Source organism: Burkholderia reimsis, assembly GCF_003294055.1.
GTDB lineage: Bacteria > Pseudomonadota > Gammaproteobacteria > Burkholderiales > Burkholderiaceae > Burkholderia > Burkholderia cepacia.
Genome location: NZ_QMFZ01000059.1, coordinates 1 through 16,500, shown reverse-complemented (window position 1 = coordinate 16,500; position 16,500 = coordinate 1). Strand labels below are relative to the sequence as shown.

General features: G+C 68.1%; 18 protein-coding genes. 3 read left to right on the top strand and 15 right to left on the bottom strand.

Going from position 1 to position 16,500, the window contains the following annotated elements:
- Positions 1-134 precede the first annotated feature (134 nt).
- Both DPV79_RS38350 and DPV79_RS38345 read right to left on the bottom strand, forming a co-directional pair.
- Complete coding sequence (locus DPV79_RS38350; RefSeq protein WP_113047848.1) at positions 135-977, bottom strand: glycosyltransferase family 2 protein; 843 nt, start codon at positions 975-977, stop codon at positions 135-137.
- Positions 978-1,101: 124 nt separating this feature from the next.
- On the bottom strand, positions 1,102-1,854 hold the full coding sequence (locus DPV79_RS38345) for a glycosyltransferase family 2 protein (RefSeq protein WP_042976086.1): 753 nt from the start codon (positions 1,852-1,854) through the stop codon (positions 1,102-1,104).
- A gap of 269 nt (positions 1,855-2,123) precedes the next feature.
- Between DPV79_RS38345 and msbA the strand changes: the two genes are divergently transcribed.
- Together msbA and DPV79_RS38335 are read left to right on the top strand one after the other, a co-directional pair.
- Positions 2,124-3,875 carry a lipid A export permease/ATP-binding protein MsbA gene (gene msbA, locus DPV79_RS38340; protein WP_034195746.1) on the top strand — a complete coding sequence of 584 codons (1,752 nt, stop codon included), beginning with the start codon at positions 2,124-2,126 and terminating at the stop codon, positions 3,873-3,875.
- Between the two features lie 94 nt (positions 3,876-3,969).
- Positions 3,970-4,350, top strand: coding sequence for an RcnB family protein (locus DPV79_RS38335; RefSeq protein ID WP_021161087.1), 381 nt, complete (start codon positions 3,970-3,972; stop codon positions 4,348-4,350).
- A 64-nt stretch (positions 4,351-4,414) separates the two neighbouring features.
- On the opposite strand, the gene DPV79_RS38330 is transcribed toward DPV79_RS38335, so the two are convergent.
- From DPV79_RS38330 to DPV79_RS38315, 4 genes are all read right to left on the bottom strand, one after another.
- Positions 4,415-4,981, bottom strand: a complete 567-nt coding sequence (locus DPV79_RS38330) for an FUSC family protein (protein WP_021161088.1) — start codon at positions 4,979-4,981, stop codon at positions 4,415-4,417.
- A gap of 41 nt (positions 4,982-5,022) precedes the next feature.
- A complete protein-coding gene (locus tag DPV79_RS38325; protein ID WP_021161089.1) occupies positions 5,023-6,291 on the bottom strand; it encodes an MFS transporter in 1,269 nt (422 codons plus the stop codon).
- Complete coding sequence (locus tag DPV79_RS38320) at positions 6,288-7,250, bottom strand: PRC-barrel domain-containing protein (RefSeq protein ID WP_021161090.1); 963 nt, start codon at positions 7,248-7,250, stop codon at positions 6,288-6,290. The genes DPV79_RS38325 and DPV79_RS38320 overlap by 4 nt, the downstream gene beginning before the upstream one ends.
- A gap of 297 nt (positions 7,251-7,547) precedes the next feature.
- Entirely contained in the window at positions 7,548-7,883 is a 336-nt protein-coding gene (locus DPV79_RS38315; RefSeq protein ID WP_027786829.1) for a YggL 50S ribosome-binding family protein, read from the bottom strand.
- A 332-nt stretch (positions 7,884-8,215) separates the two neighbouring features.
- On the opposite strand from DPV79_RS38315, the gene DPV79_RS38310 reads away from it, so the two are divergent.
- Positions 8,216-8,596: a DUF1493 family protein gene (locus tag DPV79_RS38310; protein ID WP_113047853.1), complete on the top strand. Its 381-nt coding sequence runs from the start codon at positions 8,216-8,218 to the stop codon at positions 8,594-8,596.
- A gap of 17 nt (positions 8,597-8,613) precedes the next feature.
- On the opposite strand, the gene rng is transcribed toward DPV79_RS38310, so the two are convergent.
- The 9 genes from rng to upp form a co-directional block, all read right to left on the bottom strand.
- Entirely contained in the window at positions 8,614-10,083 is a 1,470-nt protein-coding gene (rng, locus tag DPV79_RS38305) for a ribonuclease G (RefSeq protein ID WP_113047847.1), read from the bottom strand.
- Positions 10,084-10,091: 8 nt separating this feature from the next.
- Positions 10,092-10,724 carry a Maf family protein gene (locus tag DPV79_RS38300; RefSeq protein WP_059816116.1) on the bottom strand — a complete coding sequence of 211 codons (633 nt, stop codon included), beginning with the start codon at positions 10,722-10,724 and terminating at the stop codon, positions 10,092-10,094.
- A gap of 51 nt (positions 10,725-10,775) precedes the next feature.
- Complete coding sequence (gene rlmH / locus DPV79_RS38295; RefSeq protein WP_006484265.1) at positions 10,776-11,246, bottom strand: 23S rRNA (pseudouridine(1915)-N(3))-methyltransferase RlmH; 471 nt, start codon at positions 11,244-11,246, stop codon at positions 10,776-10,778.
- Positions 11,247-11,271: 25 nt separating this feature from the next.
- On the bottom strand, positions 11,272-11,718 hold the full coding sequence (gene rsfS, locus DPV79_RS38290) for a ribosome silencing factor (RefSeq protein WP_048020458.1): 447 nt from the start codon (positions 11,716-11,718) through the stop codon (positions 11,272-11,274).
- A 4-nt stretch (positions 11,719-11,722) separates the two neighbouring features.
- A complete protein-coding gene (locus tag DPV79_RS38285) occupies positions 11,723-12,424 on the bottom strand; it encodes a nicotinate-nucleotide adenylyltransferase (protein WP_244321878.1) in 702 nt (233 codons plus the stop codon).
- 41 nt (positions 12,425-12,465) lie between these two features.
- Positions 12,466-13,386, bottom strand: a complete 921-nt coding sequence (gene hemF / locus DPV79_RS38280) for an oxygen-dependent coproporphyrinogen oxidase (protein WP_021161098.1) — start codon at positions 13,384-13,386, stop codon at positions 12,466-12,468.
- A gap of 118 nt (positions 13,387-13,504) precedes the next feature.
- The gene (purD, locus tag DPV79_RS38275; RefSeq protein ID WP_113047845.1) at positions 13,505-14,782 is read right to left on the bottom strand and encodes a phosphoribosylamine--glycine ligase; all 1,278 of its coding nucleotides are present in this window, start codon (positions 14,780-14,782) and stop codon (positions 13,505-13,507) included.
- Positions 14,783-14,886: 104 nt separating this feature from the next.
- The gene (locus DPV79_RS38270) at positions 14,887-15,615 is read right to left on the bottom strand and encodes a YebC/PmpR family DNA-binding transcriptional regulator (protein ID WP_006478227.1); all 729 of its coding nucleotides are present in this window, start codon (positions 15,613-15,615) and stop codon (positions 14,887-14,889) included.
- Between the two features lie 197 nt (positions 15,616-15,812).
- Positions 15,813-16,463 carry a uracil phosphoribosyltransferase gene (upp, locus tag DPV79_RS38265; RefSeq protein ID WP_011352740.1) on the bottom strand — a complete coding sequence of 217 codons (651 nt, stop codon included), beginning with the start codon at positions 16,461-16,463 and terminating at the stop codon, positions 15,813-15,815.
- Between the last annotated feature and the right edge of the window lie 37 nt (positions 16,464-16,500).

Genomic DNA, 16,500 nt, shown 5'->3' with positions numbered 1-16,500 from the left:
GGAACCTGTCGAATGGACGAATGCGGCTTGCGGGCATCGTGCTGCGCGCCGCGCGCCCCGGCGGGAGAGCCGGGACGAACGGCGCAGAGTATACGCGAAGCAGGGGGCGTTTCCGCGCTGTTTTCGGGGCCCGATCAGCTGAACGCGCGCTTGATCCGCGAACGCAGCAGCGCGCGCTTCAGGCGGCCTTCGATGGCCGGCGTGTCGAGCGCGACGCGCGTGCCGGCCGGTTCGCCGCGATGCAGGAAGTAGCGGTCGAACGTCGCCTGGGTCATGCCCCATTTGTTGAGGAACTGGCGGCGGCCGTCGTTCTTGACGATCTTGCCCGTGCTTTTCTGCTGGAAGTGGTAGACGAGGCTGTCGCCGGCACCGATGAAGATCCGGCAGCCTGCATCCCAGAATTTCATCGAGAAATCGTTGTCGCTGCTCATGCCGGGCGACAGTTCGCTGCTGTAGCCGCCGATCCGGTTCCACCAGTCGCGGTGCACGAGCGTCGGCGGCCAGGTCGAGCCGAGCCAGTCCGCGCGCGCGAGCTTCGGGGCCGCCGCGACGAGGCCCGCCGCATCGAAATGCTCGGCGTCGCGGCCGAAACTGCTGACCACGACGCACGGGTTGCGCGTGTCGACCGGCTCGATCATCGTGCCCGACAGCATGAACAGGTCGGTCGGCATCCGTTCGATGCGGCGCACGAGCGCCGTGTCCCAGCCGGGGCAGCAGAACATGTCGTCGTTCATGTAGACGACGTAGTCGCGGGTCGCGCGTGCGGCGGCCCAGTTCACCGCGTGGCAGATGCCGATGTTGGTCGGCGACGCGGTGTGTTCGATGCCTTCGCTGCGCACCCAGTCGAGCGTGCCGTCGGAGCCGTCGTTCACGTGGACGATGATCTGGTGGTCGTACGCGGAGTGGCGGCGCAGGCTGTCGACGACGAGCTTGAGGTACGGCAGGTTGTTCCAGGTCGGAATGATGATGGAGAACATGGCGGTCGGATTCGGTGGTCGTCGTGGCGGGCGGCGCGCGGCGCCGCCTGTCGGGCGAGCGGGCACGCGCGGCGCGGGCAGCCCGGCATTGTAACGCCGCGCCGGTCGCGTGCCGGGCGGGCGCTCAGCGCGCCCGTTCGTGGCCGAGCTTCAGGAACCGGTAATACACGGTTTCCGCGTTGAACACGGCGATCATGAAGCCGGCGCGGCCGTCGAGGAAGCCGCGTCGCAGCACGTAGGTGCGCACGAACGCCCAGGCGCCGCGCGCGAGCGCCTTGCCGAAGCCGCCGCGCTGGCCGGCCGCGCGGCGCTGGCGCGCGCCGGCCGTCGAATATGCGTCGAGCTTGCGCACGACGGTTTCGAAATCCTCGTACGAGTAGTGCATCAGCTTGCCGGACAGGCGCTGCGCCGCGCCGTCGAACACGAGGCGCTCGTGCACGAGATCGTCCGAGAAGCGCGCGCAGCCGCGCCGGAACAGGCGCGGCACCCAGTCCGGATACCAGCCGCTGTGATGGATCCACTGGCCGCAGAAGCTCGACAGCCGGTCGACCGCATAGACCTGCGCGTCCGGTGCGCGGATCGTGTCGCGGATCGACTGCGCGAGTTCAGGAGTGACGACTTCGTCGGTATCGAGGGACAGGATCCAGTCGGTGTCGAGCGCGTCGAGCGCGCGGTTCTTCTGCGGGCCGAAGCCCGGCCAGTCGCGCTCGACGATCACGCGCGCGCCGTGCGCCTGCGCGATCGCGACCGTATCGTCGGTGCTGCCGCCGTCGATGACGACGACGTCGTCGGCGAACGACAGCGCGGCAAGGCACTGCGCAAGCCGCGCGGACGCATTGAGGGCGATGAGGGCGACGCCGAGGGAGGGTTCAGCCATGAAATCGTCGGAAACGCGGAGAAAACGGTGAGCGGCAGTATACCTGCGGGCCAGCCGCCAGCCGCCAGTCGCCAGTCGCCAGCCGCCAGCCGCCGACCGCTTCGGCCCCGTGTCGGCCATGACCGTGCCCGCCGGGGCGGTGCGGCTATAATGTTGAGCCCTTTTCGGCACCCGCCCGACAGGGCGACATCCCGGGCGGCCATGCCCGGGCGCCGCTTCGCGGCTCAAGAAGGATTGCCTTGGAAACCCAGAACACTCTTCGCAAACCGATGGACGGCACGGGCACCTCGCCCGTGACGGTCCTCAAGCGCCTGTGGCCGTACATCCGGCCGCTGATCGGCATCGTGGTGCTCGCCGTGATGACGATGGGCGTCGTCGCGGCCACCGAGGCCGGTATCCCGGCGTTGCTCAAGCCGCTCCTCGACCACGGCTTCGGCGCGCACGGCAGCGACCGTGCGAAATGGTACGTGCCGATCGCGGTGATCGGCCTCGCGCTCGTGCGCGGGGTGTCCCAGTACACGTCGAATTACCTGCTCAACTACGTATCGAACCGCATCCTGCTGCAACTGCGGCTCGAGATGTTCCAGCGGATGATCCATACCGGCGCGTCGTTCTTCCAGCGCGAAACCGCGAGCACGGTGATCAACGCGATCGTGTTCGAGGTCAACCAGATCCTGTCGGTGCTGACGGGCGTGATGGTCACGCTGGTGCGCGATTCGCTGACGGTGATCTTCCTGCTCGGCTACCTGTTCTACCTGAACTGGCGGCTCACGCTGATCGTCGCGGTGATCCTGCCGGGCATCGGCTGGCTCGTCAGCAAGATCAACCGCCGCCTGCGCCGCCTGAACCGCGAGCACCAGACGCTGACCAACGAGCTGTCGTACATCGTCGAGGAGACGGTCGGCGGCTACAAGGTCGTCAAGGTGCACAACGGCGAAGCGTACGAGATCGACCGCTTCACGCAGATGAGCAAGCGCCTGCGCGGCTACGCGATGCGCATGACGGTTTCCGGCGGCCTCGCTCAGCCGCTCACGCAGTTCCTCGCGTCGATCGCGCTCGCGGTCGTGATCACGATCGCGGTCGTGCAGTCGTCGAACGACCAGACGACGGTCGGCGGCTTCGTCGCGTTCGTCACGTCGATGCTGCTGGTGATCTCGCCGCTCAAGCACCTGATCGACGTCAACCAGCCGCTGCAGCGCGGGATGACGGCCGCCGAGCTGATCTTCGGGCTGATCGACGAGCCGGCCGAGCCGCAGGGCGGCGGCCGGCTGTTGCCGCATGCGCGCGGCGAGATCGAGTTCCGCAACGTGTCGTTCGACTACGGCGCGACCGAGCGGCCGACGCTCGACCGCATCTCGTTCAAGGTCGCGCCGGGTGAAATGATTGCGCTCGCGGGCCCGTCCGGCAGCGGCAAGACGACGCTCGTGAACCTGCTGCCGCGCTTCTTCGACCCGACCGACGGCGCGATCCTGGTCGACGGCGTGCCGGTGGCCGACTACGACCTCCACGCGCTGCGCGGCCAGATGGCGATGGTCAGCCAGGACGTCGTGCTGTTCAACGACACGATCGCCGCGAACGTCGCGTACGGGCAGACGCCCGACCGCGCGCGCGTGCAGGCCGCGCTCGAGGCCGCGAACCTCGCCGATGCGGTCGCCGCGATGCCCGACGGGCTCGACACGCTCGTCGGCGGCAACGGGATGCGGCTGTCCGGCGGCCAGCGCCAGCGGCTCGCGATCGCGCGTGCGATCTACAAGGACGCGCCGATCCTGATTCTCGACGAAGCGACCTCGGCGCTCGACTCGGAATCGGAGCGCCACGTGCAGGCCGCGCTCGAGCGGCTGATGGAGGGCCGCACGACGCTCGTGATCGCGCACCGGCTGTCGACGATCGAGCGCGCGGACCGCATCCTCGTGCTCGAGGCCGGCAAGATCGTCGAAGAGGGCAGCCACGACGAATTGCTGCGCCACGGCGGCCTCTACGCGCACCTGCACCGGATCCAGTACCAGCAGCAGGCGGCGTAACGCGCGGTTACGTAGCCGCGCGATACCGTGTGCTAGTCTTCATCGGGCAGGTCGAGTGGTTTCGTTCGACGTGACGACACGGAGGGAACGCACGATGAAGAAGATGCACGGAATGATGCTGGCCGCGGTGATCGCGGCGGGTTTCGCCGCACCGGCCGCGATGGCGCAGGACCACGACAACCACCACGACCAGGGCGGCCACGGCATGCAGCACGGCCACGGCCCGAAACACATGCCGCCCGGCCAGATGCGTCATGACGACGACGTGCCGCCGCGCTGGGCCGACCAGCCGCGCCGCGAATGGCACAAGGGCGACCGGCTTCCCCCCGAGTTCCGCGATCGCCAGTACGTGATCGACGACTGGCGCGGCTATCACCTGAGCCCGCCGCCGCGCGGCTATCAATGGGTCGGCGTCGGCGGGGATCACCTGCTGGTGCAGATCGGTTCCGGCATCGTGCTGCGGATCGGCGACTGACCTTGCCGATCGTCCGGCGCGTATCGCGATGCCGCGGTGCGCGCCGGGCAGCCGGCCCGCCGCGTCACTTTGCCGCTGCGTGGCGGAACCAGCGGCGCTCGATTCTCGACATCACCCAGCACACGCCCAGCGCGCACACGGTGCCGAGCGTCACTTCACCGAGCCGCATCAGCGGAACATCCCACAGCGGGCCGTTGCCCGGAAACAGCAGCACGATCGTCGCGGTTACGCCGCCGAGCCGTGCCGCGCTGCCGACGTTCAGGCACCAGCAGCAGACGATCACGACCGCGACGGTAATCGCATACGCGACGAGGCGGTCGCCGCCGAGTGCCGCGCCGGCGAAGCCGAGCACGCCGCCGACCATCGCGCCGACGAACTGGTCGCGCGACAGCGACATCGTGTCCGAGTAGTTGTGCTGCGTGACGGCGATCGCGGTGATCGCCGCCCATACGGCCTGCTCGGTGTGCATCGCGCGGCCGATCACGTAGGCGAGGCACGCGCTGCACACGGCCTGCAGCGCCATCAGCCCGCCTTGCGCGAGCCGTTCGCTGAATGACAGCCCCTTGAACAGATCGAAGATCGACTGCTGGATCTGCTGGCGGGCTTCGTTGAGTGTCCTGATCGTATCCATCATGCGTTGGCCAAGAAGCGGGTAGCGGCGGCGCGCGGGCGTCAGTGCGCCTGTTCGGGCGATGCGGCGGCCGGTTCGTCGGCCGCCGCGTCGCCGTTCTCGACGCGCGTTTCGGGCATCACGAGCCAGACCAGCAGCACGGCCAGCGCACCGGCGCCCGCGAGCCCGAAGAAGCTGACCGCATTCCCGAAATGATCGGCGACGTAGCCGGCAGCCGCGGTGCTGAGCGTCGCGCCGATCCCGGCCGCGAGCCCGAACAGCCCGATGCACAGGTTGTAGCGGCCCTTGCCGCCCGCGACGTCGGCCGCGATCAGCGGCAGCATCACGCCGAACACGGCCGCGCTGATGCCGTCGAGCATCTGCACCGGCACCAGCAGGTACGGGCTGCTCACGCCCGCGAACAACAGCGCGCGCACCGGCAGCGCGGAGAAGCCGAGCAGCAGGATCGGCCGGCGCCCCCAGCGCTGCGCGGAGCGGCCGACCCACGGCGACAGCATCGCGACGATCGCCTGCGGCACGATGATGCACGCGGCGATCACGAGCTGCACGTTCTCGCCCATCCCGGCCGTGACTTCACCGGCCGCGAGGTTCAGCATCGCCGCGTTCGACAGGTGGAACAGCACGACGCACGCCGCGAAGATCAGCATCCGGCGGTCGCGCAGCAGTTCGAGCAGTGTCTCGCGTTCGCCGGCTTCGTCGTGGTCGCCGTGATCGTCGGGCTTCGACGATTGCGGGATCACTTCGTGTGTCGGCTGGATCATCGCGAGTGCGAACAGCGCGGGCAGTGCCAGCACGGCGGTCAGCCAGAACACCGCACGCGCGGAGAAGTATTCGCCGGTGAGCCCCATCAGGCCCGCCGCGACCGCGCTGCCGATCGATGCCCAGCGCGCGTTGCGGCCGAGCCGGTCGCCGAGGTCGGCGCGGCCGACGAGCGAGAACGAGATCGCGGCCATCGCCGGCACGAGCATGCAGCTCGCGAAACCGTGGAACACCTCGGCGGCGATCACCGGCACGATCGTCGGGCTCGACGCGAGCAGCACCGCGGACAGGATGATGGCCGCGATCGCCCACGCGGCCGCGCCTTTCTTGTTCTTCAGCGCATCGACGGCGGCGCCGCCCGGCACCTGGCTGACCATCGCGCTGATCGTGCCGATCGACAGCACCATGCCGATCTCGCCCTGCGTCCACTTGTGCGACGCGAGGTAGGACGCGATGAACGGACCGAACCCGGTTTGAACGTTTGCAACGAAGAAGTTGAGCCAGTCGAGGGACCGGAGACTGCGTACGCTGACGGAATGCTTGATCGTCATCGGGTCGTACTCGCAGACGAAGCCGGTGCCGGGGCAACGGGCGGGTAGACCGCGACGATCGGCTTGTCGGCCGCGTAGGGCGGCGCCGCCTTGATCTGTGCGTCGTTCAGGTCGAGCTGCGGGCGCAGCGCCTTGTCGCGCGTGACGAAGCGCAGCGCGCCCCAGCTCGCGGCGATCGAACGGCGGTCGGTATTGACGAGCCCGCCGAGGTCGAGCACGACAGCCTGCGGCTGCGACGCGCGGTCGATCAGCACGTCGACGACGCGGCCGATCTTCGTGCCGTTCGGGCGCTCGACGTCGCTGTCGAGCAATGGCAGGCGCGTCGCGGGCGAGGCCGCGGCCGAACCCGACAGCGGCACGGCCTTGGGCCGCGCGGCAGGCGGCAGGTCGCCCGACGGCACGTCGAGCACGATCGGCTCCTGTTTGCCGCCCGGCGTGAAGCGGAACACGTTCCACGGGAAGATGACCTTGCGGTCGCCGACGCCCATGAAGCCCTGCAGGTTGACGACCATCTCGCGCGGCTTGCCGCTCGCGTCGGTCACCATGTCGACCGCGCGGCCGATCACCTTGCCGTTGCGGCGCGCGACTTCGCTGTCGAGCAGCGCATGGATCTGCGTGCGGTCGAGCGGGCGCGTCGCGACGATCGGCGCGGGCGGAGGCGGCGGTGGCGTCGGCGATTCGGGGCGCTGCACGGGCTTGGGCCGCGTGACTTCGCGGTGCGGCTTTTTCGGCGCTTCCGGCCCTTCCGGCTGCGTCGGCGCCGGCACGGGCGGCATCGTCAGCGGTTCGCCGGCGGTTTCCTGGACGGGTTCGACGAGCGCCTCGCTGATCGGCGCGGGCGGATTCTGGACCGGCAGCAGCCCGCAGCCGGACAGCAGCGCGGCGGCGGCGAGAATCAGGAAGACCGTCGACGACGGCAACGACTTGCGGGATGCGGGAAACGGAAGTCCGCCGCTCATTGACACTCACTCCATGGGTCGGGGGCGGCCCGAGGGCACGCGGCTGGCGATGGATGGCGGGTGCGGGCGGCGCACCACGCGACGGGAGATTTTAACGTGTCTTCCTTTCAGGGCCGATTTCGACGGCTTGCTGGAGGCGGACTGTCGGGAAAAGGTAGGGATCGGCGGCGGTCGCGTCGCCGTGGGGCGACGGGGAAGTGGCCGGGCGAGGGGCCGTGCGCATGGGTGCCGGCCCGGCCTGCCGCCGTCATGGCGGGCAGGCGCGGGCGCTGCATGAAAGCAGGGGGAAACCGGGCGTCAGGCTTCCGGGTACCACGCGTCGGAGAATTCGCTGACCTGCACGTCGGTCAGTTCCGGACGGGCGGCGAGCCAACCGCGCACGAGTTCGCGATCGGCGTCGGTCGTCGTGCCGCGCGGTGCGCCGGAGATCACGTACGCGCCGATGCCTTCGTCCGCCGACGCGACGGTCAGCAGACCGTTCGCTTCGACGAAGTCGATGAACGCGTCGATCAGCTGGCCGCGTTCGAGGTCGGTCAGTTCATTGCGGTAGTGCGCGGTCGCGTTGAACGCGAGTTCCTGGAATTCGCCGATGTGGAGTTTCTTGCGCTGGCGGCGGTTGTGGCCTTGGCTCATGGTGTGTGGTGAGTGAATGAGAGGGGAATGGATCGTGCGGCCGGAGGCGGCAGCGAAAGGATGACGCATGGCGCCGTCTCGATCGCGTGTCATCGCGGGGGCGATCGTGAAACCATTCGTGAACATTGACGCGATGGGCGTTTCGTGATGCGGCTTGGCCCGGCGGCTCATCGCGCGCATGACCGAATGATACAGGGACGGCGGGCTGCCTCGGCTTTGCTATGGTCGGCGGCTACTCGAACGACAACGAGGGTCGCATGTCGGACGATCGCAATTCGTTCACTGGACGTATCGATCTCGAGGCGGGCGGCCTGTTTTTCCGGTGTTCTGAAATGCCGACCGATACGCGGGAAAAGCTGGCCGCGTTCACGCGCGAAGAACCGGGTCGCCCGTTGTTCGGCGGCGAACTGAAGATCGCTCCGTCGTCATGCCTCGAAGAGGATCTGTATGTGACCGGAATCGACGCAATCGAATTCATCGACAAGTGGGCCGAAACGTTTGGCGTGCAGGCCGGCGATTTTCCCTGCGGCCGCTATTTCGGCCCGGAGGAACAGGATACGGTGACGACGTTTCTCGCGATGTTTTCCGGGCGTTATCGCCAACCACCGCGCGTGCCGTTGACGCTCGGCATGCTGGAGGAAGCGATGCGGCTCGGCCGTTGGGACAGCAATGCGATCGAGCGGGCCGCAACGCCAACCGCTCACCCGAAATAACCGGACTCGAACGGCCGTTACATCAGCACGATGTCGTATTGCTCCTGGCTCAAATTCGACTCGACCTGCAGCGACACCGGCTTGCCGATGAAGTCGATCAGCATCGCGAGATGTTGCGATTCCTCGTCGAGGAACAGGTCGATCACCTGCTGCGCGGCGATCACGCGGAATTCGCGCGGGTTGAATTGCCGGGACTCACGCAGGATCTCGCGCAGGATGTCGTAGCACACGGTACGCGACGTTTTCACCTGGCCCTTGCCCTGGCAGGTCGGGCACGGTTCGCACAGCACGTGCGCGAGCGATTCGCGCGTGCGCTTGCGTGTCATCTCGACGAGCCCGAGCTGGGAGAAGCCGTTGACCGTCACGCGCGTGCGGTCGCGCGACAGCGCCTTCTTCAGCTCGGACAACACCGCGTCGCGATGCTCGGCGTTCTCCATGTCGATGAAGTCGATGATGATGATCCCGCCGAGGTTGCGCAGGCGCAGCTGCCGCGCGATCGTGTGCGCGGCCTCGAGGTTGGTCTTGAAGATCGTGTCGTCGAAGTTGCGCGCACCGACGTAACCGCCCGTGTTCACGTCGATCGTCGTCATCGCCTCGGTCTGGTCGATCATCAGGTAGCCGCCCGACTTCAGGTCGACACGGCGCGACAGCGCGCGCTGGATCTCCGTCTCGATGTTGTACAGGTCGAACAGCGGCCGTTCGCCCGTGTAGTGGTGCAGCTTCGGGCTCACGGCCGGCGTAAACTCGGCCGCGAATTCGGAGAGGCGCTGGTAGGTCTCGCGCGAATCGACCTGGATGCGTGTCGTGTCGTCGTTCGCGAAATCGCGCAGCACGCGCTGCGCGAGATCGAGATCCTGGTACAGCAGGCTCGTCGCCGGCAGCCGCTGCGCCTGCCCGACGATCGTCGCCCACGTCTTGCGCAGGTACGTGACGTCGCCGGCGAGTTCGTCGGAAGTTGCATCCTCGGCGATCGTGCGCACGATGTAGCCGCCTTTCTCGTCCGGCGGGATCACGGCGGTCAGCCGTGCGCGCACGGCTTCGCGCTCGGCCTCGCTCTCGATCTTCTGCGAGATGCCGATATGCGGCTCCTGCGGCAGGTAGACGAGCGTGCGGCCCGCGATGCTGACCTGCGTCGACAGCCGGGCGCCTTTCGTGCCGATCGGATCCTTGATCACCTGGACCATCAGCGTCTGGCCCTCGAACACGGTCTTTTCGATCGGCTGGTGCGGCGCGCCCGACTGCGGCTCGCCCGCGAGGCGCGGATGCCAGATGTCGGCGACGTGCAGGAACGCCGCGCGTTCGAGGCCGATGTCGATGAATGCCGACTGCATGCCGGGCAGCACGCGCACGACCTTGCCGAGATAGATGTTGCCGACCCGCCCGCGCGACAGCGTGCGCTCGACGTGAAGCTCCTGCACCGCGCCTTGCTGGACGAGTGCGACCCGCGTTTCCTGCGGCGTGAGGTTGATCAGGATTTCTTCGTTCATGGTGGGATTCAGAAGGCGACACGCGCGGCGCGCAACAGCGCCGCGGTCTCAAAAAGGGGCAGACCCATGATACCTGAATGGGAACCGTCGATTCGCTCGATGAACTCGGCCGCGCGCCCCTGGATCGCGTACGCGCCGGCCTTGCCGAACGGCTCGCCGGTGTCGACGTAGCGGGCGAACGCGTCGCGCGATGCATTTGAAAAGCGTACCGACGAGCGCGACAGCGCGGGCGGCAGGAGTTCGCCGTCGGCGCCGATCACGGCGACGGCGGTCAGGACTGCGTGTTCGCGGCCCGCGAGGCGGGTGAGCATCGCGAGCGCATCGTCGGCGTCAGCCGGCTTGCCGAGGATCGCGCCGTCGATCGTGACGGTGGTGTCCGCCACGAGTACTGGCGCGGCCGGCTTGCCGCTCGCGACGAGGCGCGCACGCGCGGCCTCGGCCTTGGCGACGGTCACGCGCCGCACGTAGGCATCGGCGGCTTCGCCGGGCAGTTCGGCCTCGAGCGCCTCGGCGTCCTCGTCGGGGCGCGGCAGCAGCAGCTCGAAGCGTACGCCGATCTGCTGCAGCAGCTCCTGGCGGCGCGGGCTTTGTGAAGCGAGGTAAAGGGTCGGGAAAAGTGCGGGGGACGTGCTGGACGGCATGGTGTCGTTATCTCGGTGAGCGCGCGAGGCGCGCGTCTCGAGGACGACACGTCATGCGCGGTGGTAGGGGTGATTCTGCGTGATGCTCCACGCCCGGTAAAGCTGTTCGGCGAGCAGCACGCGCACCATCCCGTGCGGCAGCGTCATGCTCGAGATGCGCAGCAGCACGTCGGCACGCGCTTTCAGTTCCGGATCGAGCCCGTCGGCACCGCCGATCACGAACGCGACGTCGCGGCCGTCCTGCTGCCAGCCGGGCAGCGCCTGCGCGAGCTGCATCGTGGTCCAGTCGCGGCCGCGCTCGTCGAGCGCGACGAGGCGCGCGCCCTTCGGCAACGCGGCCTCGATCTTCTGCCGCTCGGCCGCCATCACGCTCTCGGCGCTGCGGCCGCCCGAACGCAGTTCGGGCTTGATCTCGCGCAACTCGATGCGCAGTTCCGGCGGCATCCGCTTCGTGTATTCGTCGAAGCCGGACGCGATCCAGCCCGGCATCTTGTGGCCGACCGCAAGAATGAAAAGCTTCATCGGGAGACGCGTAACGACTCGGGGCTCAACGGCGGCGGGCGGCCGTCTTGCGCGCCGGGCGTGCGGGCGCGGCTTCTTCCTCGTCCTCGTCGCCTTCGCTGGCCGTGGCGAAACCGTTCCCCTTGCCGCCGCCGAGCTTCATCCGCACGGGCTTGTCGCCCCAGATTTCCTCGAGGTTGTAGTACTGGCGCAGCGCCGGTTGCAGGATGTGCACGACCGCGTCGCCGCAGTCGACGAGCACCCATTCGCCGGTGTCTTCGCCTTCGGAGCTGACGACGTCGCCGCCGGCTTCCTTGACCTTGTCGCGCACGTTCGACGCGAGCGCCTTGGTCTGGCGGTTGGAGGTGCCCGAAGCGACGACCACGCGGTCGAACAGTTCGGTCAGGTGGCTGGTGTTGAACACCTTGATGTCTTGCGCCTTGACGTCTTCGAGGGCGTCGACGATCACGCGCTGCAGTTTGCGAATATCCATGGATTCAGGAATGGTAGAGGCGATGTTGAAGAATATAGGCCCATACGGCGGCCGGCACATGCTCGGCCGATGCGTCGGGCATTTGTGCATGGCGCGCGATGCATTCGCGCAGGTGTGCGCGGATGTCGGTCGCGGCGATGTCGAACGAAAGGGTCGTATCGATCAGCAGGTGGCCGCCCGGCGTGGCCTTCAGCACGTCGGCGCCGGCCTGCCGCGTGGCGATTTCCCGCGCGACGTCCGGCGGCGCCGCGCCGAGCTCGAAGCCCGGGCGCGTCGACACGCAGATGTGCGCGTAGTCGAACAGCGTGCGCCAGTCGCGCCAGGTGTCGAGGCGCACGAGCTGGTCGGCGCCGATCAGCAGCGACAGCGACGCGTCCGGGCCGATCCGCGCGCGCCAGCGCGCGAGCGTCTCGACCGTGTAGGTCGGGCCGGCGTGCTCGATCTCGTCGGTGGCGACGGTCACGGTCACGCCCGGCAGCACGAGCGAATCCGCGGCCGCGCGGGTCATCGCGAGCCGATGCTCGGCGGCCGACACGTCGCGCTTCTGGTACGGCTGCCCGGCAGGCAGCAGCACGAGTTCGGTCAGGCCGAGCAGCCCGGCGAACCGGCGCGCGAGCGCGAGATGGCCGTCGTGGATCGGGTCGAAAGTGCCGCCCAGCAGGCCGATACGACGCGGCAGCGGGGCGGGGCGGGCGATGGTGTCCAGAAAAACGTGTCCTGTTCTTGAGGCGGCGGGGCGCGGCGGGCTCAGACCCAGTCGCGCGGCACGAGGAACTCGCTCAGGCGCGCTTCCGGCGAGCCCGGCTCGGGTTGCCAGTTGTAGCGCCAGTTCGCGACCGGCGGCATCGACATCAGGATCGATTCGGTCCGGCCGCCGCTTTGCAGGCCGAACAGCGTGCCGCGGTCGAACACGAGGTTGAATTCGACGTAGCGGCCGCGCCGGTAAGCCTGGAAGTCGCGCTCGCGCTCGCCGTACGGCAGCGCGACACGACGCTCGACGATCGGCAGGTACGCGTTCAGGAACGCGTCGCCGACGCTTTGCATCATCTCAAACGAGCGTTCGAATCCGGGCTCGGAGAAATCGTCGAAGAAGATCCCGCCGACGCCGCGCGTCTCGTTGCGGTGCTTCAGGAAGAAATACTCGTCGCACCACGTCTTGAAACGCGGATAGAGCTCGGCGCCGAACGGCTCGAGCGCGTCCTTGCAGGTCTGGTGGAAATGCCGCGCGTCGTCCTCGAACGGATAAACCGGTGTCAGATCCATCCCTCCGCCGAACCAGAAGACCGGCGCCTCGCCGGGTTTCGTCGCGATCAGCATCCGCACGTTCATGTGCACGGTCGGGCAGTACGGATTGCGCGGGTGCAGCACCAGCGACACGCCGAGCGCCTCGAAGCCGCGGCCGGCCAGCTGCGGACGCGCGGCGCTCGCCGACGGCGGCAGCGCGTCGCCCGCGACGTCGGAAAAACCGATCCCCGCGCGCTCGAACACGCGGCCGCCTTCGAGAATCCGCGTGCAGCCGCCGCCGCGCAGGCGCTCTTGCGGCCCGCGCTGCCACGCATCGGTCGCGAGCGGCGTGCCGTCGAGCGCGCCGAGCGCGTCGGCGATGCGTGTCTGCAGGCCCTGAAGGTACGTGCGCACGCGCGTCACGTCGTAGGTCGAATCGGTCATGTCTGGACTGGGTGCCCCCGTGCGAAGCGGGGGCCGTAAAAAAGGCATCTGCCGGGCATTCTATCGAACCCCGGCAGAGGAGCCGCCGCCGCGCGCGGGCGGGGCGGCGGTTGCAACGTTACGCGCTCTTGCGGTTGAGCGCGCGGAAGCCGATGTCGCGGCGGTACTGCATGCCTTCGAAATTGATCTGGTTGATCGTGTCGTACGCATGCTGCTGCGCTTCGCGCACCGAATCGGCGAGGCCGACCACGCACAGCACGCGGCCGCCGGACGTCGTCAGCTTGTCGCCGTCGAGCGTCGTGCCCGCATGGAACGTGACCGCCTGTTCGGTCTCGGCCGGGATCCCGTTGATGCGGTCGCCCTTGCGCGGCGCGTCCGGATAACCGTGCGCGGCCAGCACGACGCCGAGCGCGGTGCGGCGGTCCCAGTCGAGCTCGACCGTGTCGAGCGTGCCCGCGATCGCCTGCTCGACGACCTTCGAGAAATCGCTCTTCAGGCGCGCCATGATCGGCTGCGTTTCCGGGTCGCCCATCCGGCAGTTGAACTCGAGCGTGCGCGGATTGCCTTCCTTGTCGATCATCAGGCCCGCGTACAGGAAGCCCGTGAAGCGGATGCCGTCCTTCTCCATCCCGCGCACGGTCGGCATGATGATCTCGCGCATCACGCGTGCGTGCATCTGCGGCGTGACGATCGGCGCGGGCGAATACGCGCCCATGCCGCCGGTGTTCGGGCCGCGATCCTCGTCGAGCAGGCGCTTGTGGTCCTGGCTCGAAGCCAGCGCCAGTGCGTGCTTGCCGTCGACCATCACGATGAAGCTGGCTTCCTCGCCGTCGAGGAATTCCTCGATCACGACGCGCGCGCCGGCGTCGCCGAGCTTGTTGCCCGACAGCATCATGTCGACGGCCTGATGCGCTTCGTCCAGCGTCATCGCGACGACGACACCCTTGCCGGCTGCGAGGCCGTCGGCCTTCACGACGATCGGCGCACCCTTCGCGTCGATGTACGCGTGCGCGGCGGCCACGTCGGAGAACGTTTCGTACTCGGCGGTCGGGATGCCGTGGCGCTTCATGAACGCCTTCGCGAAATCCTTCGAGCTCTCGAGCTGCGCGGCTTCGCGGGTCGGGCCGAAGACCTTCAGGCCGCGTGCGCGGAACAGGTTGACGATACCGGCCGCGAGCGGCGCTTCCGGCCCGACGAGCGTGAACGCGACGCCTTCGCTTTCCGCGAAATCGGCGAGTTCGTCGAGCGCCGTGATGTCGACGTTCTTCAGACGCTCGTCCTGTGCCGTGCCGCCATTGCCGGGCGCGACGTAGACCATCTGGACGCGCGGCGATTGCGCGAGCTTCCACGCCAGCGCATGTTCGCGGCCGCCGGAACCGACGACGAGTAGTTTCATGGGATTCCCCGCAGACTAGAAAACAGGGCGGCCGGCACGCTCAGGCGCGCCGGCCGCGGATTCGATCGGGCCGCCGCCGCAACAGGTGCGCGGCGGCCGGCATCTCATTCCTCGACGATGACGGCGTTCGTATACACGTCCTGCACGTCGTCGAGGTTCTCGAGCGCGTCCAGGAGCTTCTGCATCTTCGCCGCGTCGTCGCCGGTGAATTCGACTTCGTTCTGCGGCTTCATCGTCACTTCGGCGAGTTCGGCCTTGAAGCCCGCGGCTTCGAGCGCGTCCTTCACCGCCGAGAATGCCTGCCAGTCGCACAGCACTTCGATCGAGCCGTCGTCGTTCGTGTTCACGTCGTTCGCGCCGGCTTCGAGCGCGGCTTCCATCAGCGCGTCTTCCGACGTGCCGGGCGCGAACAGGAACTGGCCGACGTGATCGAACATGAACGCGACCGAGCCGTCGGTGCCCATGTTGCCGCCGAACTTCGAGAACGCGTGGCGGACTTCCGCGACCGTGCGGGTGCGGTTGTCGGTCAGCGTGTCGACGATGATCGCCGCGCCGCTGATGCCGTAGCCTTCGTAACGGATTTCCTCGTAGTTCGCGCCGTCCGCGCCGCCGACGCCGCGATCGATCGCGCGCTTGACGTTGTCCTTCGGCATGTTCGCGTCGGCCGCCTTGTCGACCGCGAGACGCAGGCGCGGGTTCGAGTTGACGTCGCCGCCGCCGAGGCGCGCCGCGACCTGGATTTCCTTGATCAGGCGAGTCCAGATCTTGCCGCGCTTCGCGTCGGCCGCTGCCTTCTTATGCTTGATGTTGGCCCATTTCGAATGACCAGCCATACCTTTCTCCGTGCCCGGGCGCGCAGCGCGGGCGATTGTTTCAATGTGTCGTTGAGTCGGCGGCCGTGTTGGCGGGCATGAAGCCGCGGGGCCGCGCGTGTCGAGTGGATCGAGATTTTATCACGCGGCGACCGCCGGATCGGGGCCGCCGCGCATGGCCGAACGGCCGGGTGGGCCGCCGCGGGCCGTGCCGGGGCTCAGTTCTTGGTGCCGAACAGGCGGTCGCCCGCGTCGCCCAGGCCCGGCACGATGTACGCGTGCTCGTTCAGGTGCGAATCGAGCGACGCGACGAACAGCTTCACGTCGGGGTGCGCGTCCTGGAACACCTGCACGCCTTCGGGCGCGGCCACCAGCGCGACGAACATGATGTTCGCGGCCGGCACGTTGCGGCGTTTCAGCACGTCGACCGCGTGCACCGCCGAATAGCCGGTCGCGACCATCGGGTCGCACAGGATGAAGATGCGGTCTTCCAGATCCGGCAGGCGCACCAGGTATTCGACCGGGCGATGGTCGTCGGCGCGGTACACGCCGATATGGCCGACGCGCGCGGACGGCACCAGGTCGAGCAGGCCGTCCGACATCCCGATGCCCGCGCGCAGTACCGGCACGATCGCCAGTTTCTTGCCCGCGATCACCGGCGCGTCGACCTCGACGAGCGGGGTTTCGACCCGCTTGGTGGTAATCGGCAGGTTGCGGGTGATCTCGTAACCCATCAGCAGCGTGATTTCGCGCAGCAGCTCGCGGAACGTGCGGGTGGACGTGTCCTTGTCGCGCATGTGCGTGAGCTTGTGCTGGATCAGCGGGTGATCGGTGATGAAGAGATTCGGGAAACGGCTGTCCTGTTTCATGACGGGGGGCGCCTTGGCGGCAAAAGAGGATCGGGGG